Source organism: Phormidesmis priestleyi BC1401 (assembly GCF_001650195.1).
In the GTDB taxonomy this organism is placed as follows: domain Bacteria; phylum Cyanobacteriota; class Cyanobacteriia; order Leptolyngbyales; family Leptolyngbyaceae; genus Phormidesmis_A; species Phormidesmis_A priestleyi_B.
In genome coordinates, this window is sequence record NZ_LXYR01000005.1 from 1 (window position 1) to 22,920 (window position 22,920).

The following is a 22,920-nucleotide window of genomic DNA, read 5'->3' on the forward strand; positions in this document are numbered from 1 at the left end:
TCTACACCAAGAACATCTTGCTAAATGAGGGCATCCGCGCTTGGATGGCTTCTCAAGACCAGCCTCACGAAAAATTTGTATTCCCTGAAGAGGTTCTTCCCCGTGGTAACGCTCTCTAATAGTTCGATCGTAGCGGGCAATCGCGACCAGGAATCCTCAGGATTTGCCTGGTGGTCAGGTAACGCCCGTCTCATTAATCTCTCTGGTAAGCTGCTGGGCGCACACGTCGCTCACGCGGGTCTGATTGTGTTTTGGGCTGGAGCAATGACCTTGTTTGAGGTCGCTCACTTTATCCCCGAAAAGCCGATGTATGAGCAGGGCTTGATCCTGCTGCCTCACTTGGCAAGTCAAGGCTGGGGCGTGGGTCCTGGCGGTGAAGTCATCGACATTTTTCCTTACTTTGTAGTGGGTGTTCTGCACCTAATTTCTTCGGCGGTTCTCGGCTTTGGCGGCATTTATCACGCTGTTCGCGGTCCTGAAACTCTAGAAGAATATTCCAGCTTCTTCGGCTATGACTGGAAAGATAAGAACCAGATGACCAACATCATCGGCTATCACCTAATTCTGTTGGGTGTAGGCGCATTCCTGTTGGTTGCTAAGGCGATGGCGTTCGGTGGTTTGTATGACACTTGGGCACCGGGCGGTGGAGATGTGCGTGTGGTCACGAATCCTACCCTCAACCCTGCGATTATTTTTGGCTATCTGCTCAAGTCTCCTTTTGGGGGCGATGGCTGGATTGTTAGCGTCAACAACCTCGAAGATATCGTCGGCGGTCACATCTGGGTCGGTCTGATCTGCATTGCTGGCGGTCTCTGGCACATCTTAACCAAGCCGTTTGGTTGGGCACGTCGCGCTTTAGTCTGGTCGGGCGAGGCTTACCTCTCCTACAGCATTGGCGCTTTGTCTCTGATGGGCTTCATTGCAGCCTGCTTTGTGTGGTTTAACAACACCGCTTACCCGAGTGAGTTTTATGGTCCTACGGGTCCCGAAGCGTCTCAGGCTCAAGCGATGACGTTCTTGGTTCGTGACCAACGCTTAGGTGCAAACGTCGGGTCTGCTCAAGGTCCTACAGGTCTTGGTAAGTATCTAATGCGTTCTCCTACGGGTGAAATCATCTTTGGTGGTGAGACCATGCGCTTCTGGGACTTCCGTGGTCCCTGGTTAGAGCCTCTACGCGGTCCCAACGGTCTTGACTTGAACAAAATCAAGAACGACATTCAACCTTGGCAAGCTCGTCGCGCGGCTGAGTATATGACCCATGCACCTTTGGGTTCTATTAACTCGGTGGGTGGCGTAGCGACGGAGATTAACTCGTTCAACTACGTATCTCCTCGTGCCTGGTTAGCGTCTTTCCACTTTGTGGTGGGATTCTTCTTCTTAATCGGGCACCTGTGGCACGCGGGTCGTGCTCGCGCAGCAGTGGCTGGCTTTGAACGGGGCATCGATCGGGAATCTGAACCCGTATTGTCAATGCCTAACCTCGACTAAGGTTGAGATTAGCTGAATAAAATTTAAGGCTCCTGTGTAAAAGCGGGAGCCTTTCTCATGGGCAGATGGAGCGGTGGGCGATCGGCGATCGAGTCTGTTCTTCGGTGCATCACAGTCTTTCTGCTGCCAGAGGTTAGAATTCAGTTCAGTACTCCTACGCACTCCAGTTATGACGGATCAAATTGAACTGACGATCGATTTCCAAGATTCAACCAGTATTGCAAAACAAGAAAAACTGACTCAGACTGTCTGGGAACAGATCAAAAAAATGCCGGGGGTTAAGGTTAATCGCGTTGTTGATCCAAATCCACCAGAGGGCAGCAGGGCGATCGGGGCTTTTCTGTGGGGTTTGCTTCAAGCTGAGGTCAGTACCAAAAGTGTTAAAACGTTATTTGGATTTTTAGGCGATCGCCTCGGAGACAAGCCGATCAAAGGCAAAGCCAAATTTTCCGATGGGCGAGAGTTTGAGTTTGAAGCTAGTAGTAGAGCCGAGCTTTTGGCAGCAGAAGAAACGATTCAACGATTGGCGCAGATTAAATAAACGTGAGTTCGATAGAAGTGGTTCACTCCGAACAGCTTTGCTGAACCGAAGGTAGTGTGAATTCGGGAGAGCTACCTAAATCCCCCAAAATTGGGGGACTTTGAACCGGAAATCTTGGCTTGAAGTCCCCCAAATTGGGGGATTTAGGGGGCAGAAGCCGCTGACAACGAAGCGAAAAAACTCGTCGAACTCACGTTAAATAAACAGCATTAAATAAGCCGTGGATCAATGACTAAGGTTGCCCTGTTGATTGGAGTGAGTGAATATAAACCGGGACTCAATCCCTTGCCTGCGGCAGTCAGAGACGTTGAGGCGATGCAGGGCGTTTTGCAGCATCCAGATTTTGGGGCGTTTGACGAGATCAAGCGGCTGCCAAATCCTGGACTGCTGGAAATGCGGAGCGCGATCGCTGAGTTATTTGGCGATCGCGACACTGATGACCTGGTTTTGCTCTATTTCTCTGGGCATGGGGTCACGGATGAGTATGGCAAATTTTTCCTGACCAACTGCGACACGCAAAAGGCAGGCAGACTCAACAAAGCAACGGTGGTCGAAGCGGGGTTTGTGCATGACCTGATGGAAAACTGCGACTCAGAAAGGCAGGTGATCATTCTAGACTGTTGCCACAGTGGGGCATTTCCAGAAGGCATGAAGGCAAGAGATGCTGGAAGCACGATCGACTTTCAGCAACAGTTGGGCGGTCGCGGCAGAATTGTCTTGACTTCTTCAGCAGCAACCGAATACTCGTTTGAGCGAGAGGGGGAAGATCTCGCGATTTATACTCGTTATTTGGTGGAGGGCATTCAAACCGGGGCGGCGGATTTGGATGGAGATGGCGCTGTTTCGGTGAATGAACTGCATGATTATGTGAGGGAGAAGGTTCATAAAGCCGCTCCAGCGATGCAGCCTGAGCGCTATGTGTTTCAAGATGGCGAAAAGATTTTGTTAGCAAAAGCGCTGATTAGTGACCCCAAACGCAACTATCGCAAAGAAGTTCAGAAACGAATTAGAGATGGCAAACTTTCGGGTTTATCTAGTCGATCGCTCAGGGAAATTGCTCGTAAAACAGGTGTATCGATCTCCGACGCTGAAGCGATCGAAGCCGCAGAACTAAAACCTTATCAAGAACTCCAGCAAAAGCTCGACGACTATCGCGAGGCATTTCTAGAAGCAGTACAAGTAGAATATCCTCTCACCGAAGAGACGCGACTCGAATTGCAAGATTATCAACACGTTTTAGGTCTACGGAATGAAGACATCCAGTCACTCGAAGCCAACCGTTCTACATTCTCCTTCGAGACTATTACAGTGAATGGTCAAGGGCAGGAAAGCGATCGTCGCATCAACCAAGCCGAATTCTTTACAGAAGACCTGGGTAATCAGACCACACTAAACATGGCTTCAATTCCAGGTGGCTCTTTTCAAATGGGAGCCGCTAAGAATGAAGAAGATGCAAACGACGATGAATATCCGCAGCATTCAGTGACGATCGCGCCTTTTCACATAGGCAAATTTGCCATCACTCAGGCGCAATGGAAAGCGATCTCTACTCTACCCAAAATCAATCACGACCTCAACCCAGATCCCTTAATCTTCCCAGATGCCCCAACCCTCACAATCTTCCAAGGAGCAAACCGACCTGTTGCGCTAGTTTCCTGGTTTGAAGCCGTGGAGTTTTGCGATCGCCTCACCCAAAAAACTGGAAAGCTTTACCGTCTGCCCAGTGAAGCTGAATGGGAATACGCCTGTCGTGCTGGCACTACAACCCCTTTTCACTTTGGTGAAACAATCTCAACCGATTTAGCAAACTATCAAGGTACTGACCGGACACACGAAGGCACGACTTATTCAGGTTCCTATGGCGAAGGTGCAAAAGGAATTTTTCGACAACAACTAATCAAGGTCGGTAGTTTTCCACCAAATTGGTTTGGGCTGTTTGATACGCACGGAAATGTTTGGGAATGGTGCGCCGATTGCTGGCATGATACCTATCACGGCGCTCCGAGCAATGGAAGTGTTTGGGAAGCTGGAGACAGTGAACATCGGCTTTATCGCGGCGGTTCGTTAATCAGCGATCCGGGGCAATGCCGCTCTGCGTATCGCGAAAAGAACGCACCCGATCATCGCAACATAGACATCGGTTTTCGGGTTGTCTGCCTTTCCCCCAGGACTCTTTAGCTCTTTACCCTCTTGCTCTCTTGCCCTTCTTCACCTTTCGCGCTCTCCGCGATAAAATTTTTATTTTCATAACATGAATGAACTACCGATTATTCAAAAAACCTACGACTTAATCAAAAAGAGCGATCGAGGGTAATTAGCTTGCGATCGCAAACTCAGAATTACTCGTGAAAAGCTAAAATCCCCGACTTCTCTCAGAGCGGATTGGTCAAACAACAGCAGCGAAAAACATGAAAAGGTTTGAGAGTCGTTAAACACGATCGGATTCGCTGTTTGTTGATGACTGATCATCTTCCAGAATCTCCCCCATTCGTTTAGCAAGCGTTTGATCAAGTGTGAGGAGTTCTAGATTTAAAGCTTTGGCAGCTGCGGCAATCAGAGCGTCAGGCGTTTTGAAATTGTGCTGACGACGCAAGTCGATCGTAGTGTTTTCTATCTCTTTAGAGAGTGAGATGTAGTGCATTGTCGCCAAAATACTCTCCACAGACTCAGCTCCTGTCTGCGTAATTGACTGATATCCCAGTAGCTCAATTCGGGTGATAAAACTGTAAGCACACTCGGCTGGAGTCATCGTCTTTTCGGACAGAATAGCTAGAACCGCTTCATTTCCTCTAATGATGCCAATAATAAAATTTGTATCCAAAAGGAATCTAATCCCAGTCACTTCGCATTCTCCTTTGGATCTCTACCGGGTCGCCACCAAAGCTAGGGGAGTTCTTAAGAATGCCAAAAAAATCTAGTAGAGATTTTTCTTGTTTTAAAGATTTCTCCATCTGTCTTTTCTGTAGCGTTTCTGCAAGCTTTAAAACAAGAGATGCCTGCTCTTCCGGCATTGTTTTCACCAATTCATAAATTGTCTCTGCGGTGGTCATTGAATGTTCTCCCGATTTAGCTAACTAACTTCACTATGAACTCAAATAAGCTTGTTTATTGGGGCGATCTCTTCAGACTTTGCTAATGACCCTATTTATAGAACGTACCGATCGAGGGTGATTAGCTTGCGATCGCAAACTCAACCTACTCACACAAAGTCCTCGGTGGAATCGGCAACCCATCTTCCTGAATTGCCTCTAAGTGCATTTCAACGGCTTCGCGCATATTCTCCATCAACTCTTCCACAGTGTCACCAACCGTCACGCAGCCAGGGAGATCAGGAACGTAAGCCGAATAGTTTCCTTCTGCTTTTTCAATCACGATCGCATATCGCATCATTCATCCCTACATTTACAAAAAACGTCCTTCAACTCAAGGCTGAAGGACGATCGTTGATCAAATGATCTACAGCTTATTTAGAGTCGGCTGTTTCACGAGCGGCAGTTGCCTCATCGGGGTGAATGCCTAATCGCGTCAGGTTGACTCGACCTCGGTTATCGATTTCGCGAATCTTGACGATCACCTCATCGCCCAGCGCGACTTCATCTTCAACTTTGCCGACTCGATGATCGGCGAGTTGAGAAATATGCACCATGCCTTCTTTGCCGGGGAGAAACTCAACAAAGGCTCCGATCGGAATGATGCGGGTGACTTTGCCGACAAAGACATCGCCTGCACTTAACTTGCGCGTCATGCCCTCAATGATGCTGCGGGCGTGTTTCGCTTTTTCACCATCGACCGCAGAAATCGTAATGGTGCCATCATCGTCAATGTCGATTTTGGCTCCGGTCTCTTCGGTGATGCCCTTGATGTTCTTACCGCCGGGACCAATGACCATGCCGATAAACTCAGGATCGATCTTGATGGTCAGCAGTCGAGGTGCGTAGGGCGACATCTCAGTGCGAGGTGTGTTAATCGCTTCCATCATTTTGCTCAAGATATGAAGTCGAGCAGGTTGCGCCTTGTTGATTGCCTCCGCGATTACTTCCATCGGCAAGCCTGAGATTTTCATGTCAAGCTGCAAGGCGGTGATTCCAGTGTCGGTTCCGGCAACTTTAAAGTCCATGTCGCCTAAGAAGTCTTCAAGACCTTGGATATCGGTCAGAATGCGAATTTCGTCGCCTTCTTTGATTAAGCCCATCGCTGCACCGCTCACAGGCTTGACGATCGGCACTCCAGCATCCATCAGCGCCAGCGTCGAGCCAGACACCGAACCCATTGAGGTCGAGCCGTTTGAGGATAAGACCTCAGACACGACGCGAATCACGTAGGGAAACTGTTCTTTAGACGGCAACACCGGAAGGAGTGCCCGTTCTGCCAGTGCGCCGTGACCCACTTCTCGACGACCTGGCGTTCGCATCGGTCGCGTCTCACCCACCGAGTAAGGAGGGAAATTGTAGTGATGCAGATAGCGTTTGTCATCGTCGGGATGCAAATCATCTAACATCTGAGCATCACCAGGACTGCCCAGCGTCACGGTTGACAGCACCTGAGTCAAGCCTCGGTTAAATAAGCCACTGCCGTGAACGCGACGCGGTAAGACGCTGACTTTGCAAGAGATCGGACGAATCTCGTCTAACTTGCGACCATCGACGCGCATTCCGTCATCAATCACTTGGCGACGCATTAGGGTTTTAGTGACTTCTTTAAAGGTGTTGCTGAGGACTTTTCCATTCGCAGTCGCTGCCACTTTCACCGGATCTTCGTCGGGTAGCGCTTGGATTTCTTTGGAGATGGAGCCTTTGACTTCATCTAAAGCGGCTTCGCGGAGAGCCTTGTCTTTCTCAAATCTGCCCAAGATTTCTTTAACCGGAGCCGTTGCCCGATCGCGGATAAAGTTCTCTAGGGTCGGATCGACGGGAGGAGCTTCTTCGGTCACTAGCTCGATGCCCATTTCTGCCATAAAGTCTCGCTGCGCCTGGATCAGGTCGCGCACCGCTTCATAGCCAAAGTCGATCGCTTCGATCATGTCTTGCTCAGGAAGCTGATTGGCTCCGGCTTCGACCATGATCACGCCATCAGGGGTGCCCGCGACGACTAAATCGAGGTCGCCGGACTCAATCTCTTTATAGGTGGGGTTGATCACAAAATCGTCACCCACCAAGCCGACTCGCACGGCTGCCATCGGTCCGTTAAACGGAATTTTTGCCAGCATGACGGCGATCGAGGCTCCGGTCACAGCCAACACATCGGGCGGAACGTTTTCGTCCATCGACATCGTGGTCGCCACTACTTGAATGTCATCTCTCAGCCACGAGGGAAAGAGCGGACGCAGGGGACGATCGATTAAACGACTCGTCAAGGTTGCTCGCTCTGGAGGTCGTCCTTCTCGTCTTAAAAATCCGCCGGGAATGCGCCCAGCCGCGTACATCCGCTCTTCATAATCGACAAGCAATGGCAGAAAATCGATGCCTTCTCGTCCTTTAGCGCGAGTCGCTGCCACCAACACCGCCGTATCACCTGACTGAATTAAAACCGCGCCTCCCGCTTGTGGGGCAAGCATCCCTACTTTGAGTCTAATATCCCTACCGTCAAAGGATATCGACTTCTCGAACTCTTGCATGAAGTGTCCTTTCCTTTCTTATTCTTTTACTTTGTTCTGTACCGATCGTAGCACCGATACCTTTTTACGGACTTCTTTAATGTTACGGATGCTGGAATTTACGCTAATTTTGGCTCTGTCGCATCGGGTCGCTCTATGATTACAGAATTGATCTGATGGCGATCGCATCCTCTTGAGTCGTCTTGACTAAAATCTGGGGATTCAACTCAAATGGCAGTTTTACACGGTAGCTGGTTATTTCAGACGCAATCGGCTGGGTTGCAGGGAGGCTTGCTGATTTGGGGCGAGGCTTGGCGACGGTTAGATTCCTCTAGTGAAGAGGGAGCCGATTCTTTAATTACGACTCATCCGTATAGTATGAGTCGCGCTGAGTTGCTGACACATTTAACGGAACTGCAACACGCTAAACGGTTGAGTTTGCCGTTTTTAGAAACGGTGACGATCGCCAAATCCAAAAGCAAGCGCGGCAAAGCACCAGAGAATTCTGCGGTAGACGAGATTGGACGGTGGCGATCGCAGATTATCGCGTTGCCGTCTGCTGCTTTGGAGTCAGATGAGACGTTGATTCCGCACCTGTCTGCGGCGGCATCAAGTCAGCCTGTGCTGTTATATCTGTGGCAAGTCGAGGGGCTTTGGCTAAGTCCGATCGAAGCCTTGCAGTTTTTAAATTCCCTGCCGTTAGGGTCGCTGAATGAAGAGGATTCCTTTTTGGGAGGAGACTTGCGCTTTTGGTCGCACACGGCGCGTTGGAGTTTGGATCTGTTGGCTCGATCGAAGTTTCTCCCCGCCTTAAAAGCTCAAGAAGATGTCGCGATCGCGTCTTGGGAAGCCCTGCTCGATAGCTCAACCGATCAAGAACGTTTGGGCAACTTCGCGAAGTTAATGCCGTCTGTCTGCCGCACCTATCAACAGGAAAGTTTGGAAGATTGTTTAGCGATCGAGCTTCCCCCCGAACCGCAAGCGCTTCTCTCTAGTTTTCTCAATCAAGTCGTCGATGCTCAAATTAGAATCACGGTTGACCAGCATCCTATTCCCACCAAGCTGTCTCGTGAAGCGGTGGCGAGAGGAGGAGTTTTGATCGAGTCCCCATTACGAGAATGGCTGCAATCGTTGGGGCAATCATCTCAAGTCCATGCGGACGGACTGGATCGATTAGAATCCGCCCTGACAGATTGGAAAGCGCCCCTACGCAATGATCAAACCGCTCAGTTTCGGGCGTGTTTGCGACTTCAGCCGCCGCTTAGTCATCAAAAAAACTGGACGTTAGAGTATTTGCTGCAAGCGATCGACAATGCTGAATTCCTCGTCAGCGCGTCTGTGATTTGGCAAAATCCGGTCGATCGATTGGTCTATCAAGGACGCACGATCGACCATCCTCAAGAGACGCTGCTGATGGGGTTGGGACTCGCTTCTCGCTTATACAGTTTGATGGAGCCGAGTTTGCAAGAAGCCCGTCCGCAGTCGTGTCAACTGACTCCGGTGCAGGCGTATGAGTTGATCATGAATGGCTCATGGCGGTTGCAGGACAGTGGGTTAGACGTGATTTTGCCGCCTAGTTTGGCAAACCGGGGTGGATGGGCAAATCGATTGGGATTGAAGATTCAAGCGTCCACGCTGACCAAGCAGAAAAAAGGACAGTTAGGGCTGCAAAGTCTGCTCAACTTTCGGTGGGAACTCGCGATCGGAGGGCACAGCATTCCTAAAGCCGAGTTCGATCGTTTGGTAGCGTTGAATGCGCCCTTAGTGGAGATTAACGGTGAATGGGTAGAGCTACGATCGCAGGATATCAAAGCCGCCCAAGCGTTTTTTGCGGCTCGAAAAGATCAGACTACCCTGTCTTTAGAAGATGCTTTGCGGATTAGCACCGGGGATACGCAGTCGATCGAGAAGCTTCCAGTCGTCAGTTTTGAAGCATCGGGTGCCCTGCAAGAATTGGTAACAACCCTTACCGGAAATCAATCCCTCGAAGAAATCGAGACTCCTAAAGACTTTCACGGCGAACTGAGACCTTATCAATCTCGCGGCGTTGCCTGGTTAGCCTTTTTGGAGCGATGGAGTTTAGGCGCGTGTCTCGCCGACGATATGGGACTGGGAAAAACGGTGCAGTTCATTGCCTTCATGCTGCATTTGCGAGAGCAGGGAACTTTAGAGCAACCGATTCTCTTAGTCTGTCCCACATCGGTTTTGGGCAACTGGGAGCGCGAGGTGAAAAAGTTCGCTCCCGTTCTCAAAGTTTTGGTGCATCACGGTGATAAACGTCCTCAAGGGTCGGCGTTTGCCAAAGCGGTGCGAGACTGCAATCTGGTCGTGACGAGCTACGCGCTAATTCAGCGAGATGTCAAAACGTTGACCGCCGTTTCTTGGCAAGGAGTCGTTTTAGATGAAGCGCAAAACATCAAAAACCCAGATGCCAAACAATCTCAGGCAGTGCGGCAACTCGACGCGCAGTTTCGCATCGCTTTGACCGGAACGCCCGTCGAGAATCGCTTGTCGGAACTCTGGTCGATTTTAGACTTTTTGAATCCGGGCTATTTAGGTCCGCGTAATTTCTTTCAGCGTCGGTTTGCGATTCCGATCGAGCGTTATGGCGACACAACCTCGCTGCAAACCCTGCGATCGCTGGCGCAACCGTTTATCTTGCGACGACTGAAGAGCGATCGAGACATCATTCAAGACTTGCCCGAAAAACAAGAGATGACGGTTTTCTGTGGACTGTCTGCCGAACAAGCCGCGCTCTATCAGCAAATTGTAGACAAATCTCTGGCGGATATCGATGCCGCAGAAGGCATTCAGCGTCGGGGCATCATTTTGGCACTGCTGACCAAACTCAAGCAACTCTGCGATCATCCGACGCTGATCAAAGAAGACAAAACTTCTGATGTGTCGTTTGAAAGTCGATCGGGCAAACTTCAGCGCTTAGAAGAGATGCTAGAGGAGGCAGTCGCGGAGGGCGATCGGGCACTAATTTTCACCCAGTTTGCGGAGTGGGGCAAGTTGCTCAAAGCCCATCTCGAACAGCGATTGGGACGCGAGACGCTATTTCTCTATGGCGGCACCTCTAAAAAGCAGCGTGAAGAAATGATTGATCGCTTCCAGCAAGATCCGCAAGGTCCGCGCATTTTTATCCTGTCGCTCAAAGCGGGCGGAGTCGGACTGAATTTGACTCGTGCCAATCATGTGTTTCACTTCGATCGCTGGTGGAACCCGGCAGTCGAAAACCAAGCCACCGATCGGGTGTTTCGCATCGGGCAAACTCGCAATGTGCAGGTGCATAAGTTTGTCTGCACGGGCACGTTAGAAGAGCGCATTCACGAAATGATTGAAAGCAAAAAAGCCCTAGCCGAGCAAGTGATCGGCGCAGGTGAAAATTGGCTCACTGAACTTGACACTGACCAATTGCGGAATTTGTTGTTGCTCGATCGGAGTGCTGTAATCGAGGAGTAAGTACATAAAAAGGGAGTAGATAGGGGAGCGATCGTAGAGCCAAACTTTTACTAAGCAAATGAAGATTCAAGTATTGAGTGACCTTCACATTGAATTCAGACCTTTTGATATTCCAGATACTGATGCTGATGTCGTCGTATTAGCGGGGGATATCCATCTTGGAATCAAAGGGATTATCTGGGCTATCAAGAACATCCCAAACAAGCCCGTTATTTACGTCTTGGGAAACCATGAATATTATGGTCAAACTTATCCAAAACTGATAAAGAAGCTAAAGGAAGCTTCTGCGGGTACAAACGTTCAAGTTTTAGAGAATGAGTTAACCCAGATTGGCGGCGTAAACTTTTTAGGTTGTACTTTATGGACTGACTTTGAACTTTTTGGAGATCCACGAACTGCAGGTTATCACGCATCTCAGCGAATGACAGATTTCAGAAGAATAAGAGTTATGCCAAACTACTCAAAAATGAGATCTGTTGATGCTTCAGTGATTTGTAAAAATCAGTTCGTTGGTTAAGAGATACTTTGGCTCAATCCGGTTTAGAGCCGCTTGTAATCGTTACCCACCACGCACCGAGCAAAAAATCCATACCGCCGCACTATCAAGAAGATCTACTGAGTGCAGCCTATGCCTCACATCTTGATGATTTAGTTGTGTCATGTGGATCTGCATTATGGATACATGGGCATTTACATGAACAATTTGATTATAAGATTGGTTTGACGCGGATAATTTGCAATCCTCGCGGCTATCCAGATGAACCAAACTATTTTTTTAATCCAGAATTAGTAGTGGAAGTTTGAAAAGACACCTCAACTAGCTCCTTACTTACCTTTTTGAGCAAGTGAGATAACAACCGCTCTCCGTAAATTTTTATCAGGAAGTTGAGTGCTGCAAACAGTCTAATTTTAAGCCAGGACGTGTAGCACGATCGGGTTCAGACGATAATAAGACATCGGGTTTGGTTACTGCCCATGACTCAACAAATTCTCAACGATGAAGAAATCGTCACCGAGCTTGACATCAGCCATCTGACGATCGAGGACGATACGCCTGTGGACAACTTTCAAAGTGCAAAGCAACAACGTCTCCTGGTAGAGCCACTCTACGCCTCATGGTCGCCAGGAGTCCCCTTTGTTGCTGACTCGAATATTGGGCTATTCTACGCTCTCAAGCAAGATCCCCTTGTCCCTGATGCCTTTCTCAGTCTGAATTTGCAGATGCCCACCGATTGGAGCCAGAAGCAAAACCGCTCCTATTTCGTCTGGGAATTCGGGAAGGTTCCAGAAGTGTGCATCGAGATCGTCTCTAACCGCAAAGGCAACGAGTTGGACTCAAAGAAAGATGACTACGCTCAGATTGGGGTTGCCTATTATGTCGTTTTCGATCCCTTGCAGCAACTTCAGCGAGAAGGCGAGTTAAATGGCAATCTACTGAAGATTTGGGTACTGACAGCAGGGCAGTATGTAGAGATGTCAGAACCCTTCTGGCTGCAAACAGTGAAGCTGGGTTTAACCCTTTGGAATGGAGAGTTTGAGGGTCAAGAGTCTACTTGGCTGCGGTGGTGCGACGATCGAGAGGGACGAGTCATTCCCACTGGTGCAGAACGGGCAGACGAAGCAGAACTGAAAGCTCAGAGACTAGCCGAACGACTCCGGGCAATGGGAGTGGACCCAAACGAAATTTAACTTGAGTATCAAACCGCGCTCAAGCCTTTGCGAAATTCAGTCGCTGCCCCTAACCAACTTGTTTCGCCCATGAGAATGCAGCGAGTGAATAACGCCAGGTCTAATTCTGCTAACTCAAGAAATTGGCTACGCTCAATCTGCCTATAGCCGCCGTCCCTTAATCGATAAAGCGTCAACAAGCCATCCTGCCAAAACCAAACTTCAGGAACTCTCAAAGCCTGATAGCGCTTTAACTTTGCCACCGAGCCACTGGTAAAAATCACCTCAATAGACAAATCAGGAATCGGTTTAGCCACTCCAAAACAGTAAGATTCATCAGCTTGGGCAGAGGCTTCACCGTCCTGCTCCTGCGTGACAGAACCCGTTGGCACGACGTTGATCCCCTTCTCAAAGAAAAACATCTCTGGCAGAAATCCAATGATTTTCCTAAAAATCTCATGAGCCTGTCCTGGCATCAGTATCTCAACCACTCCGTCATAGAATGCCAAACGCACACCGGGAGAGCCTTCCAAGCCTTTCTGAATATGCTTAAACTGTTCCCAAGTGCGATCGTACTGAGTAAAAACTTGATCAGCGGCTTTCTCTAACATTTGAGTGGTCATCACTAAATAGTCCCAACTCTTAAATGTTCTCTCATCGACGCTCTAACCACTGGCGAATGCGCACCTTAGACGATACATAAATCGGCAGTTGATAATGCTCAACCATCAGCCATGCCACAAACGCAAAATGAGTTAAGAACGTCAGCCCCACCCAGACATTCGGCAACCACGCCAACGTGCTGCCCTCCAGCGGTGGCACAATCCGAGACGAGAGAAAAATCAGCGTCGGCGGCAGCACCACTAAAATTACGCCGACAATCCAAATCACCAGCGTCAGATCGACATCCAGTTGATTTGCCGCTTGCCAGTTGCGACCATTCCAGCGCCATGTCATCGGCTGAGAGCTATCTTCAACGTGAATCGACTGTTCTTGCAGATTGGCGGTGAAAATATGACGACAAAAATTGCAGGCAAACGCATCCATCAGCGTCAACTCGGCAATCTGCCCGTGACGACAGACCGGACAGATGTAAGTCTCATGAAAGTTAAGCGATCGCCGCTCAACCCCCGATCGAGCCGATGACTTACCGTTAAGATGCGCTATAGGTTCCGTCATGCCGACCAACTCCTAAACTCAGGAAGGGTTTTGAGCAGCTATCTAGCACTCGCGATCGCACCACTGCTGCCCACAGATTTGATGACTTCGACTCCGTTTTCTTGAAGCACGATCGTCGGTTCACCGTTCTTGCTCATGATAATTCGTTTGAGCAAAACTCTGCCATTCGCCACTGAGTCACCCGGCTTCACATAGCGAGCCGTTCCTTCTTCGGGTGATTGAATGATCGCCATCGCTTTGCCGCCAATCTGCACCACTCCCGTAATCTGCACTGCATCGGCAAGGCTAGTCTGTGAAATAGCGGGAGGCGCGATCGACAAAGGTGTTTGATTAATCGGTAAAAGAGGCAACGCCGCGATCGGAGTCAATGGTAAAGGAGCCTGAGCGATGGATTGAGGAGTCTGTTGGATGGGAGCCTGTTGAACTGTCTGCCTTACAGGAGCCTGAACCACCTTTTGAGCCGGAAGTTGAATTGAGGCGGGAAGAAGCGCCGCAAACGGGTCGCGTCGCCCTGTCGTAGAAATTTGTGATAGTCGGGTTTGAGAATTAGTCGTCTGAATCATTCCCTTTACTGGAATGATCGGCAAAGACGCACTTGACGACGGAATAGTGGGCTTCTCAAAGGTTGGAGCAGATGCTTGAACGGGTGCCGAAGATTGAACGGGATTGTTTGCGGATCGATCGCTTCCACAACTCGTTAAAAATAACGCTGCGATTCCCAAACTTGCCATCCATAAAATGTTCTTCATAGCCCCTCCCCTGCGTACATCCGTTCACACTTGCACCAGCATATCGCGGATTGTTCTCAGTGAAAGTTTTTTGTTTGACAAACCGTTTCGAGTGTGCGGCTGAGATAGAGTGAACGGTCAAGCTTTCCTCTTTTAGAATTGAGAAATGCAACGATCGTTCCAGCCCATAGTCAAAGATCTCGTCTTAGTCGGTGGTGGTCACAGCCACGCGATCGTCCTGCGAATGTTTGGGATGCACCCACTGCCCGGAGTGCGGTTAACGCTGATTACCGAAGCCTCCGATACGCCCTATTCGGGAATGCTGCCGGGGCATATTGCCGGATTTTATGACCATGAAGACTGTCATATCAATCTGCGATCGCTCTGTCAATTTGCTCAGGCTCAGATTTTTATTGATACCGCGATCGGACTGGATTTAGAAAATAATCGCGTGCTGTGTGCAAATCGCCCTCCAGTCGCGTTTGATTGGGTGTCGATCGACATTGGCAGCACTCCCACATTGCCAAAAGGAATCGGAATAACAGACCACAATATCGCAGCGAAACCCGTTCAGCATTTGCTGTCGTGGTGGAATCGATTCACCGACGCTCTCAAGCAAAACCCTGAGAAACCAGTCACTCTCAGCATTGTGGGAGGCGGAACGGGTGGCGTTGAGTTGGCACTCAATATGCAGCATCGCCTGCACGAAATTTTGCAAAAAGCCGGACAGCCCCCAGATCTGCTGACTCTGCATCTCTTTCACACGGGCGCAGATCTGATGTCCAAACACAATCCTTGGGTGCAGCGTTACTTTCATCACCGACTCACCCAACAAGGCATTCACTTGCATCTATCTGAACGGGTGCGTGAGGTTCAGATGGGAATGGTGATCACAGAGTCGGGCTTAAAAATTCCCTGTGATGCAACGGTTTGGGTGACGCAAGCATCGGCTCCTGACTGGGTGAGCAAAGCTGGATTAACCGTCGATGAACACGGATTTATTCTCGTCAATGATGCCTTGCAGTCGGTGTCTCATCCTCACGTTTTTGCGGCGGGAGACATTGCCACGATCGTCAACTACGATCGCCCTAAAGCTGGGGTGTTTGCAGTTCGGCAAGGAAAACCTCTGTTCAAAAATCTGCAAAGCATCATCCTGGATAAACCTCTTCAGTCCTACCATCCGCAAAAAAACTATCTCAGCTTAATTGGCACCGGAGACCAATCTGCGGTTGCCTCTTATGGAGCAATTGGCTGGAAGTCTTCGCTGTTCTGGACGATCAAAGATCGCATCGATCGCGCTTTCATGCAGCGATTTCGAGACCTCCCAACGATGACAGAAACGAATGCTGTCACCCATCAATCCGAATCGTCATCGACATCCCAAGCGCAACTCATGCGATGTGCAGGATGCGGTGCAAAAGTTGGCGGCAATACTTTGGAGCGATCGCTCAAACGCATTCGTCAAGATCACCCAAATTTAATTCAATCTCAAGACATTCTCATTGGGTTAGATGCGCCAGACGATGCTGCTGTGGTGCAAGTTCCGATCGGGCAAGTCTTAGTCCAAACAATCGACTATTTCCCTGCTCTGCTGAATGATCCATTTTTGTTTGGTCAAATCAGTACTCATCACAGCTTAAGTGATCTATTTGCAATGGGGGCAACGGCTCAGAGTGCCTTAGCGATCGCCACCATTCCCTACGCGACAGAATCCAAACAAGAAGAAACCCTCTATCAGCTACTCTCTGGTGCTGTCAAAGCTCTTCAGCAAGCAGGTGCCGTTTTAATGGGAGGACACACTGTTGAAGGCGCAGACTTAGCTTTTGGTCTATCGTGTAACGGATTTGCCGATCCGACTCGTCTGCTGCGAAAAAGCGGAATGCAGCCCGGACAGGTGCTCATCTTGACGAAAGCGATCGGCACCGGAACCCTTTTTGCTGCCGAAATGCGACGACAGGCAAATCCTCGCTGGATCGATGGCGCGATCGCGTCAATGCTGATCTCTAATCAGCAAGCCGCCTCTTGTTTTCTGAATCATGGCGCAACAGCTTGCACCGATATTACAGGCTTTGGCTTACTCGGACACTTGGCTGAAATGATGCACGCCTCTCAGATGTCAGTTACTCTCGATCTCTCTGCTGTGCCCATCTTAGAAGGCGCAAGGCAAACGGTTCAACAAGAAATTTTCAGTTCTCTCTATCCTCAAAATCTGCGATCGAGTTCAGCGATCTCTAATCTCAACGAAGCTAAAGACTATCCCAATTATCCCTTGCTGTTTGACCCACAAACATCGGGCGGACTATTAGCAAGTATCGCTGAAGATAAGGCAGAAGATTGTTTGGGTGCACTGCGATCGGCGGGATATTTAGAAGCAGCGATCGTCGGTCATGTTCGGTCAAGTTCACTGGACGAGCGCCCTTCTTTATTTCTAAGTCAGAACACTTTACGCAACAAAATTTAGAATAGAATTCAAGAACATTTATCTATTAGGTAATGGAAGTTCTACAACTGACAACCACGATCGATGAATCAGGATATTTGCATCTCAGTATTCCAACACCAGAAGCGTTGGCGTTTAGCTTAAGAATTATTAAGATCGTGTTCGTGCTGAATGCGATCAATAGATAATGTCACACCATTCTTCCAAAGCTCATACTCACTAATATCAATCTCTTCATTCCATACCACTCCATGCCCACCGTGCTCAACCTTAAAGTTTTTAAAGAAAGCAGGTTGCCGAAGCGGAGAAAACATTGAGATGTCTAAGAGATGACAAATATCGTATCTTTTAACGTCTTGATTGGTAAATTCAATTACTAAAGTCGTGTCATCGATCGCTTCGACTTTATGAATGCGAGGATATTTCATACTGCTCTTAGATCTAACATTGCTTTAGAGGGGGTAACTTACGAAACTCCTGGGTATTCTACATTTGCAGCAAATCTTGCTGATATAACATTGCCCACTCAAGGACTAATTTTTGGGCGCGACTCGGCAAATCTCCCTCTATGATTTCAAGTAACTCAACGTCTACCAGCGCGTTATACTCACCGTAGATTGCATGAAAATGAGGCGGAGGGTGATCGCCAAAGAATACCTTAATCACAATTCCATAAAACCGTGCGATCTCTGGCATAACCGCGTTTGACAGCAAATGATGAATTTCCTTTATTCTACCAAAGCGCGATCGCCATTTTGTCGCACAGTTTCTAATGCAGATACCACTCCTAAAGCTGAATTAAACCGAAAAAGTAACCAGGGATGTAGGATAAATCAAATCACTCACGTTAGGGCAAGAAACCTGTGGCTCGAAAACGCTTCATCATTGAAATGGGAATGGGAGTCGATCAACATGGGCAAGAACCCACGGTTGCGGCGGCTCGTGCGGTGAGAAACGCGATCGCTCACAATGCGCTCCCTGGGATCTGGGAAGTTGCGGGGTTAGACCATCCTGATCAAATGATTGTCGAAGTGCAGGTTGCCGTTCCCTACCCCGAACAGGTCAGAGAGGCAGACGTGTTGGCGGTTTTACCGTTTGGACGAAAGACTCTCACCGTCGAGGCAGGCGGCATGATCGTGCAAGGGCGAGCGATCGCAGAATTTAACGACAAAAATGATGAAATGATAATCGCAGTCGCTGCCGTGACGGTGTATATCGAGAAAGAAGACTCTTAAGCAGGCTTCCAAGTGCCGTGAAATCCAAATGGAATCACTTCGGGTAATGCTAGACGGCACACAGGCGAATCGTCGAGGTGATCGCTGTCGAAAACCCAAACCTCGCTACGATCGAGCGTTCCATCATACACCACGGTGACAATCCAACCTTGATTAGGGTTCTCAGCATCCGGTGCATAGATCGGCTCCATTGGGTAGAGATTTTCACCTAAATCAGCTTCCATTAGCTCTCCAGTGGTTTGATCAAATCGAGCGATCGCGCCAAACCAATCCTGAGCCGGATCAACGCCTTGACGACGCAGTGATAAATAGGTGTGGGGCGCAGGTTGACCCACATCATGAGGCTTCACCACCGGAAATTCGCAGAAGCGATCGAGGAGTTGATGGGTCTCGATTACGTTTCCAGCCACTGGATTCAAGCGCACTTGCCACAGCGTTGACTTAGCGGATGTGTGAGTTTTACCTGTCGCGACTTCTTTGAGATATTGATTCGTGTCAAAGTTGTCATACCGAACAGTATTCACAACTACGTCACCGTCAGCATTCACAAAGCCATTGCCAAAGTGCCACTGATACCAGGGTTCTGTTTCACCTTGGCTGACTAGAGTTAGAGAAGTCCGATCGAAGACTAAAATCTGTGTTCCGAGTTCTGGCTTCCACTCAAAAGAGTCACTAAAACTTTTGAGCCTGAGCAGCAGCGGCAACACACTCAACCGCACGGGCGCAATGAAGAAGATCAAATATTGCCCCGCCATCACAAAATCGTGAATCAACGGCAAGCCATCTAGCTTAACGCTGCCTTTTTGCTTGAGTTTGCCACTCGCGTCAAGGCGATAGACATTCAGCGTCGCCTCTTTGCCAAAGCTCACCCCAAAATTAAACGCATCACCCGTTTTCGAGTCACGTTTAGGATGGGCAGAAAACGGTAGCGACTTCGGCAACCCGCCTAAGTCATCCAGTCCACGCGTTTCGAGAGTGTCTAAATCGAGCGCGTAAGGATGTCCTCCTTCCCACAGAGCAAGCAGCCGATCGGGAAATGCCAACACTGAGGTATTCCCCGCATTCTTGGTTGCCTTAAATCGATCCCAAATCGCTCCCGGCGGATTCATCCCATAGCCACCGTAAATAAATCGCCCCGCTTTTTCCTCTGCTTGATATTCAGCCGATTGGATGTAGCGATAAACGCCCGTCGCCCCCACATCAGTGAAATGAACGCCCAAAATTGCCCCGTCGCCATCAAACCAGTGCCCGACGCGCTGCCCGACGCGCTCTAGTCGAGCCGCGCCGTTGCGATAGAGCGATCCGCGTAACCCAGCCGGAATGGCTCCCGACAAAATCGATAATGAGGTCTGCTCGAATCCTCTTGCAGTATGCAATACCGCCTTTGCCCAGGGTTTGGTTTTAGAAGAACTAATCACGATCGTGCATCTCCTTGGTAGTGGTGTCAGTTTAGCGTTTCAAAGCAAAAGCTCTTTGAGACGCTATTATGCAATTAGTTGCATTAATTGATTCAAGTATTATGCAATTAGTTGAATATGTCAATTAGTAAATATGCAATAAATTGTATATCTAAGGAGAAACTTCGATGGCACTTGCCCACGCAATTTTGGCAGCGTTAGTTCATCAACCCCGCAGTGGCTACGATCTGACCAAATATTTTGAACGCTCAATCGGGTTTTTCTGGAACGCCAGCCATCAGCAAATTTATCGCGAACTCGCTAAACTCGAAGCCCAAAACTGGATCGACTCTGAAGCGATCGCTCAGGCAAGTCGCCCCGATAAAAAGCTCTACCACCTGACTCCATTAGGTCACCAACACTTGACCCAATGGGTTGCTGAACCTTGCGAGGCTGTAGCGATGAAAGATGATCTATTGGTCAAAGTGTTTGTCGGTAGCCTCGTTTCTACCTCCGTGATTGAGCAAGAATTAGCGCGACATCGACAGCTTCACTCAGAAAAATTGGCAACCTACAAAACCATTCAGCAGGAATATTTTCAGGCTCCTCGGCAGCTACCAGAAGTCGATTTATTTCCCTATCTCACCCTGCGACGGGGCATTCGTCACGAGCAAGAATGGATCGATTGGTGCGATGAAGCGCTCGAACTGTTGACGAAACGTTCGGATGACAAGCCTGTCTGATAAAATAGCGGCGTTGTCACCATGTGTACGGCATTGAGTCAGTCGATTGATCTACCAAAAGTCGATGATTTTTTACAAGAGCTAGCCACCATTCAGCAAACAGGTTCTAAACGGATCGCCCTGCTGGGTTCTCGGCACGTGCCCATCACTCACCAAAACTTGATTGAGATGATGAGCTATGCCCTGGTTTTAGAAGGAAATCGTCTCATCACATCCGGTTCTACAGGAACAAATTTTGCGGCAATTCGGGGGGCGTTGCGTGCCGATCCCAGCTTGCTGACGGTAATCTTGCCCCAAACGATGGATCGCCAGCCGCGTGAATCTCGCGAACAGCTTGAAAACGTCATGCACCTGGTCGAAAACCCTGAGAATAATAGTCTCTCTCTCGCCGAAGCCAGTGCTTTGTGCAATCAAGAGATTATTTCTCGGTGTCAGCAGCTCATTGGGTTTGCGTTTCACGACAGCCGGACGTTGCTGCAAACCTGCCAAGACGCGGAAGATCAGCGCAAAATTGTGACGTTGTTTTATTTCGATTAGGAAATCACGAATGAGCCTGTTTGGACTGTCTACTCCGACGATTTTGTTAGGGGCGATCGCTGCCGCTGCCGTTCTGGTCTATCTTCCTTTTCTCGCAGTGGGATACGCCCGTGTCACCATTGGCTACGACAAAACCATGATGGCAGCTCCTCGCGCTGCCTTTGACAAGCTGCCTGCGTTTGGGCAACGGGCAACGTGGGCACACCAAAACTCATGGGAGTCGTTCACGCTGTTTAGCGTCGCAGCACTGATGGCATACGTTACAGGTCAAACCTCCGAGTCAGTAGCTTGGGCAGCGATCGCCTATCTCCCTATCCGGTTGCTCTACTCGGTGGCTTATATTTTTAACGTGCCTTTGCTGCGATCGCTAATGTTTGCGCTTGGATCAACGTGCATTTTCACCTTGATCGCAGCCAGCATTACCAGCACCATTAAGGGATAGTGATTGCCCCTGATCTCCAACCTCTGCCCCCTAATTTCTTATGGCTTCAACTTTTTCTTTTGATGTGGTTAGCGACTTCGATCGCCAGGAACTCGTCAACGCGGTTGATCAAACCAACCGAGAGATCATTGCTCGCTATGATCTCAAAGACACCAAAACCACGCTGGAGTTAGGTGAAGATGCGATCGTCGTCAGCACCGACAGCGAATTCACGCTAGATGCGATTCAGACGATTTTGCAAATAAAATCTGCCAAGCGTAATTTGTCGCTCAAGATTTTTGATTATGGCAAAGTCGAGTCTGCTAGTGGCAACCGAGTTCGGCAAGAAATCAAGCTCAAAAAAGGCATCAGCCAAGAAGTCGCCAAGCAAATCACAAAGCTGATTCGAGACGAGTTTAAAAAGGTGCAAGGCTCGATTCAGGGCGATGCAGTGCGCGTGTCTGCCAAAGACAAAGATGACCTGCAATCCGTGATGCAGCGATTAAAACAAGAAGATTATCCAATGGCGTTGCAGTTTAATAACTATCGCTAGTTTGATTCCAACTTGGGCACAATAGGCGCGGTCTATGGATATCCCAAAAACCATTAGACCGAGCGAACACTCATTCAAGAGGAATTATGCCCAAGCGTCGGTTGCCAAGTGGGGGAACTCAAAGTCAAGTCGCATTAAAGCCAGAAGTCGCAATCGCGGCGATCGCCATCTTTTCTGCCTATGCGGATGGAGATGGTGTCAGCGAAGACGAAGGCTACGCGCTGGATGAAATGCTCTCAGGCATTAACTTGTATGAAGAGTATTCGGACGAAGATCTGCAAGAGCTAGGCGCAAAAGTTGGCGCGATGGTTCGAGAAGACGGCGCTGATGCAGTGTTTGCCCAAGCGATCGAATCGTTGTCCGATCACGATCTAAAAGAAACCGCGTTTATCGTGGCAATGGTGGTTCTTGCGATTGATGGAGAAGTCCCTGAAGCAGAAGAGGAGTATCTGGAAGATTTGCGTCTGGCTCTGAAGATCTCTGACGATCGAGCGCAAGAACTCGCAGATGAGTTATTTTCTGAAGAAGATGAAGAATCTGAAGAAGATGAAGAGTAGGGATTGAAACGCGATCGCAGGGAGCACTCAAATCTGCTCCCTGCTTTTTAATTTAATTAATATCTGAATAGCTGTTCATACGTTATGATAAGAGTATAAATTTAGAGGAATTTAATCATGGCTGCTACAGTTACCCAAATGAAATGTGCTTGTGAGCCTTGCCTGTGCGTCGTTACGACAGAAGGTGCAGTCCAAAAAGATGGCAAACTCTATTGCAGCGACGTGTGTGCTGATGGTCATCCCAATGGGCACGGCGACTGCGGACACAAAGGCTGCACCTGTTAATCAAAACCGACGGAACAAGGGAAAACGTATTCTTCGTTCCGTTATAATTTCATCAAAAAGTAGGGTAGAAGGTAACTTGATATCGCCTTC

25 protein-coding genes and 1 pseudogene are annotated in these 22,920 nt (G+C 49.0%); 16 read left to right on the forward strand and 10 right to left on the reverse strand.

Going from position 1 to position 22,920, the window contains the following annotated elements:
- From A8707_RS26690 to A8707_RS04260, 4 genes and pseudogenes are all read left to right on the forward strand, one after another.
- Positions 1–119: pseudogene (locus A8707_RS26690) on the forward strand (photosystem II D2 protein (photosystem q(a) protein)); the annotation flags it as partial.
- Positions 103–1,488, forward strand: coding sequence for a photosystem II reaction center protein CP43 (gene psbC, locus A8707_RS04250; protein ID WP_068815456.1), 1,386 nt, complete (start codon positions 103–105; stop codon positions 1,486–1,488). The pseudogene A8707_RS26690 and the gene psbC, both read left to right, overlap by 17 nt.
- A gap of 169 nt (positions 1,489–1,657) precedes the next feature.
- Positions 1,658–2,029 carry a hypothetical protein gene (locus A8707_RS04255; RefSeq protein WP_068815458.1) on the forward strand — a complete coding sequence of 124 codons (372 nt, stop codon included), beginning with the start codon at positions 1,658–1,660 and terminating at the stop codon, positions 2,027–2,029.
- 228 nt (positions 2,030–2,257) lie between these two features.
- Complete coding sequence (locus A8707_RS04260; protein WP_068815460.1) at positions 2,258–4,207, forward strand: caspase, EACC1-associated type; 1,950 nt, start codon at positions 2,258–2,260, stop codon at positions 4,205–4,207.
- A gap of 250 nt (positions 4,208–4,457) precedes the next feature.
- On the opposite strand, the gene A8707_RS04265 is transcribed toward A8707_RS04260, so the two are convergent.
- From A8707_RS04265 to A8707_RS04280, 4 genes are all read right to left on the reverse strand, one after another.
- Complete coding sequence (locus tag A8707_RS04265; protein WP_231947923.1) at positions 4,458–4,850, reverse strand: PIN domain-containing protein; 393 nt, start codon at positions 4,848–4,850, stop codon at positions 4,458–4,460.
- 7 nt (positions 4,851–4,857) lie between these two features.
- The gene (locus A8707_RS04270) at positions 4,858–5,079 is read right to left on the reverse strand and encodes a DUF2281 domain-containing protein (RefSeq protein ID WP_068815464.1); all 222 of its coding nucleotides are present in this window, start codon (positions 5,077–5,079) and stop codon (positions 4,858–4,860) included.
- Positions 5,080–5,224: 145 nt separating this feature from the next.
- Positions 5,225–5,419, reverse strand: a complete 195-nt coding sequence (locus A8707_RS04275; RefSeq protein ID WP_231947924.1) for a type II toxin-antitoxin system HicB family antitoxin — start codon at positions 5,417–5,419, stop codon at positions 5,225–5,227.
- 73 nt (positions 5,420–5,492) lie between these two features.
- Positions 5,493–7,643 carry a polyribonucleotide nucleotidyltransferase gene (locus tag A8707_RS04280; protein WP_068815466.1) on the reverse strand — a complete coding sequence of 717 codons (2,151 nt, stop codon included), beginning with the start codon at positions 7,641–7,643 and terminating at the stop codon, positions 5,493–5,495.
- A 210-nt stretch (positions 7,644–7,853) separates the two neighbouring features.
- Between A8707_RS04280 and A8707_RS04285 the strand changes: the two genes are divergently transcribed.
- The 4 genes from A8707_RS04285 to A8707_RS04295 all read left to right on the forward strand — a co-directional run bounded on the left by A8707_RS04285 (position 7,854) and on the right by A8707_RS04295 (position 12,776).
- Positions 7,854–11,087, forward strand: a complete 3,234-nt coding sequence (locus A8707_RS04285) for a DEAD/DEAH box helicase (RefSeq protein WP_068815468.1) — start codon at positions 7,854–7,856, stop codon at positions 11,085–11,087.
- Between the two features lie 58 nt (positions 11,088–11,145).
- On the forward strand, positions 11,146–11,604 hold the full coding sequence (locus tag A8707_RS29475; RefSeq protein ID WP_231947925.1) for a metallophosphoesterase: 459 nt from the start codon (positions 11,146–11,148) through the stop codon (positions 11,602–11,604).
- 8 nt (positions 11,605–11,612) lie between these two features.
- On the forward strand, positions 11,613–11,891 hold the full coding sequence (locus tag A8707_RS29480; RefSeq protein ID WP_231947926.1) for a metallophosphoesterase family protein: 279 nt from the start codon (positions 11,613–11,615) through the stop codon (positions 11,889–11,891).
- A 171-nt stretch (positions 11,892–12,062) separates the two neighbouring features.
- Complete coding sequence (locus tag A8707_RS04295; RefSeq protein ID WP_068815470.1) at positions 12,063–12,776, forward strand: Uma2 family endonuclease; 714 nt, start codon at positions 12,063–12,065, stop codon at positions 12,774–12,776.
- A gap of 8 nt (positions 12,777–12,784) precedes the next feature.
- Here A8707_RS04295 and A8707_RS04300 read toward each other — a convergent pair whose 3' ends face one another.
- The 3 genes from A8707_RS04300 to A8707_RS04310 are packed head-to-tail and all read right to left on the reverse strand — an operon-like array spanning position 12,785 to position 14,683.
- Complete coding sequence (locus A8707_RS04300; RefSeq protein WP_068815471.1) at positions 12,785–13,378, reverse strand: Uma2 family endonuclease; 594 nt, start codon at positions 13,376–13,378, stop codon at positions 12,785–12,787.
- A 31-nt stretch (positions 13,379–13,409) separates the two neighbouring features.
- Positions 13,410–13,934 (reverse strand): hypothetical protein, encoded by a 525-nt coding sequence (locus tag A8707_RS04305; protein ID WP_082906218.1) that lies wholly within the window; start codon positions 13,932–13,934, stop codon positions 13,410–13,412.
- Positions 13,935–13,972: 38 nt separating this feature from the next.
- Positions 13,973–14,683, reverse strand: a complete 711-nt coding sequence (locus A8707_RS04310; RefSeq protein WP_156518353.1) for a hypothetical protein — start codon at positions 14,681–14,683, stop codon at positions 13,973–13,975.
- 145 nt (positions 14,684–14,828) lie between these two features.
- Between A8707_RS04310 and selD the strand changes: the two genes are divergently transcribed.
- Entirely contained in the window at positions 14,829–17,123 is a 2,295-nt protein-coding gene (selD, locus tag A8707_RS04315) for a selenide, water dikinase SelD (protein ID WP_068815473.1), read from the forward strand.
- Positions 17,124–17,242: 119 nt separating this feature from the next.
- Here the strand turns inward: selD and A8707_RS04320 are convergent, their stop codons facing one another.
- Both A8707_RS04320 and A8707_RS04325 read right to left on the reverse strand, forming a co-directional pair.
- The gene (locus A8707_RS04320) at positions 17,243–17,530 is read right to left on the reverse strand and encodes a DUF2442 domain-containing protein (protein WP_068815475.1); all 288 of its coding nucleotides are present in this window, start codon (positions 17,528–17,530) and stop codon (positions 17,243–17,245) included.
- A gap of 58 nt (positions 17,531–17,588) precedes the next feature.
- Complete coding sequence (locus tag A8707_RS04325) at positions 17,589–17,798, reverse strand: DUF4160 domain-containing protein (protein WP_068815477.1); 210 nt, start codon at positions 17,796–17,798, stop codon at positions 17,589–17,591.
- 167 nt (positions 17,799–17,965) lie between these two features.
- On the opposite strand from A8707_RS04325, the gene A8707_RS04330 reads away from it, so the two are divergent.
- A complete protein-coding gene (locus tag A8707_RS04330; RefSeq protein WP_074382457.1) occupies positions 17,966–18,337 on the forward strand; it encodes a Lin0512 family protein in 372 nt (123 codons plus the stop codon).
- On the opposite strand, the gene A8707_RS04335 is transcribed toward A8707_RS04330, so the two are convergent.
- A complete protein-coding gene (locus A8707_RS04335) occupies positions 18,334–19,755 on the reverse strand; it encodes a carotenoid oxygenase family protein (protein WP_068815479.1) in 1,422 nt (473 codons plus the stop codon). The two genes, A8707_RS04330 and A8707_RS04335, sit on opposite strands and share 4 nt — an antisense overlap.
- Before the next feature lie 167 nt (positions 19,756–19,922).
- Between A8707_RS04335 and A8707_RS04340 the strand changes: the two genes are divergently transcribed.
- The 6 genes from A8707_RS04340 to A8707_RS26695 all read left to right on the forward strand — a co-directional run bounded on the left by A8707_RS04340 (position 19,923) and on the right by A8707_RS26695 (position 22,830).
- A complete protein-coding gene (locus A8707_RS04340; RefSeq protein ID WP_068815480.1) occupies positions 19,923–20,477 on the forward strand; it encodes a PadR family transcriptional regulator in 555 nt (184 codons plus the stop codon).
- A gap of 21 nt (positions 20,478–20,498) precedes the next feature.
- Complete coding sequence (locus A8707_RS04345; RefSeq protein ID WP_462686386.1) at positions 20,499–21,014, forward strand: DNA recombination-mediator protein A; 516 nt, start codon at positions 20,499–20,501, stop codon at positions 21,012–21,014.
- A gap of 10 nt (positions 21,015–21,024) precedes the next feature.
- Complete coding sequence (locus A8707_RS04350; protein WP_068815482.1) at positions 21,025–21,456, forward strand: MAPEG family protein; 432 nt, start codon at positions 21,025–21,027, stop codon at positions 21,454–21,456.
- Between the two features lie 40 nt (positions 21,457–21,496).
- A complete protein-coding gene (locus A8707_RS04355) occupies positions 21,497–21,988 on the forward strand; it encodes a YajQ family cyclic di-GMP-binding protein (RefSeq protein ID WP_068815484.1) in 492 nt (163 codons plus the stop codon).
- 86 nt (positions 21,989–22,074) lie between these two features.
- Positions 22,075–22,545, forward strand: a complete 471-nt coding sequence (locus A8707_RS04360; RefSeq protein WP_068815486.1) for a tellurite resistance TerB family protein — start codon at positions 22,075–22,077, stop codon at positions 22,543–22,545.
- Positions 22,546–22,662: 117 nt separating this feature from the next.
- A complete protein-coding gene (locus tag A8707_RS26695) occupies positions 22,663–22,830 on the forward strand; it encodes a metallothionein (RefSeq protein ID WP_082906219.1) in 168 nt (55 codons plus the stop codon).
- The last annotated feature ends 90 nt before the right edge of the window (positions 22,831–22,920 follow it).

Bases quoted from the DNA above. Each gene is read 5' to 3' on its own strand.
- A8707_RS04255 (WP_068815458.1), top strand. From the start codon at position 1,658: ATGACGGATCAAATTGAACTGACGATCGATTTCCAAGATTCAACCAGT.
- A8707_RS04260 (WP_068815460.1), top strand. From the start codon at position 2,258: ATGACTAAGGTTGCCCTGTTGATTGGAGTGAGTGAATATAAACCGGGA.
- A8707_RS04270 (WP_068815464.1), bottom strand. From the start codon at position 5,079: ATGACCACCGCAGAGACAATTTATGAATTGGTGAAAACAATGCCGGAA.
- A8707_RS04275 (WP_231947924.1), bottom strand. From the start codon at position 5,419: ATGATGCGATATGCGATCGTGATTGAAAAAGCAGAAGGAAACTATTCG.
- A8707_RS04280 (WP_068815466.1), bottom strand. From the start codon at position 7,643: ATGCAAGAGTTCGAGAAGTCGATATCCTTTGACGGTAGGGATATTAGA.
- A8707_RS04285 (WP_068815468.1), top strand. From the start codon at position 7,854: ATGGCAGTTTTACACGGTAGCTGGTTATTTCAGACGCAATCGGCTGGG.
- A8707_RS29475 (WP_231947925.1), top strand. From the start codon at position 11,146: ATGAAGATTCAAGTATTGAGTGACCTTCACATTGAATTCAGACCTTTT.
- A8707_RS04295 (WP_068815470.1), top strand. From the start codon at position 12,063: ATGACTCAACAAATTCTCAACGATGAAGAAATCGTCACCGAGCTTGAC.
- A8707_RS04300 (WP_068815471.1), bottom strand. From the start codon at position 13,378: ATGACCACTCAAATGTTAGAGAAAGCCGCTGATCAAGTTTTTACTCAG.
- A8707_RS04305 (WP_082906218.1), bottom strand. From the start codon at position 13,934: ATGACGGAACCTATAGCGCATCTTAACGGTAAGTCATCGGCTCGATCG.
- A8707_RS04310 (WP_156518353.1), bottom strand. From the start codon at position 14,683: ATGAAGAACATTTTATGGATGGCAAGTTTGGGAATCGCAGCGTTATTT.
- selD (WP_068815473.1), top strand. From the start codon at position 14,829: ATGCAACGATCGTTCCAGCCCATAGTCAAAGATCTCGTCTTAGTCGGT.
- A8707_RS04320 (WP_068815475.1), bottom strand. From the start codon at position 17,530: ATGAAATATCCTCGCATTCATAAAGTCGAAGCGATCGATGACACGACT.
- A8707_RS04325 (WP_068815477.1), bottom strand. From the start codon at position 17,798: ATGCCAGAGATCGCACGGTTTTATGGAATTGTGATTAAGGTATTCTTT.
- A8707_RS04340 (WP_068815480.1), top strand. From the start codon at position 19,923: ATGGCACTTGCCCACGCAATTTTGGCAGCGTTAGTTCATCAACCCCGC.
- A8707_RS04345 (WP_462686386.1), top strand. From the start codon at position 20,499: ATGTGTACGGCATTGAGTCAGTCGATTGATCTACCAAAAGTCGATGAT.
- A8707_RS04350 (WP_068815482.1), top strand. From the start codon at position 21,025: ATGAGCCTGTTTGGACTGTCTACTCCGACGATTTTGTTAGGGGCGATC.
- A8707_RS04355 (WP_068815484.1), top strand. From the start codon at position 21,497: ATGGCTTCAACTTTTTCTTTTGATGTGGTTAGCGACTTCGATCGCCAG.
- A8707_RS04360 (WP_068815486.1), top strand. From the start codon at position 22,075: ATGCCCAAGCGTCGGTTGCCAAGTGGGGGAACTCAAAGTCAAGTCGCA.
- A8707_RS26695 (WP_082906219.1), top strand. From the start codon at position 22,663: ATGGCTGCTACAGTTACCCAAATGAAATGTGCTTGTGAGCCTTGCCTG.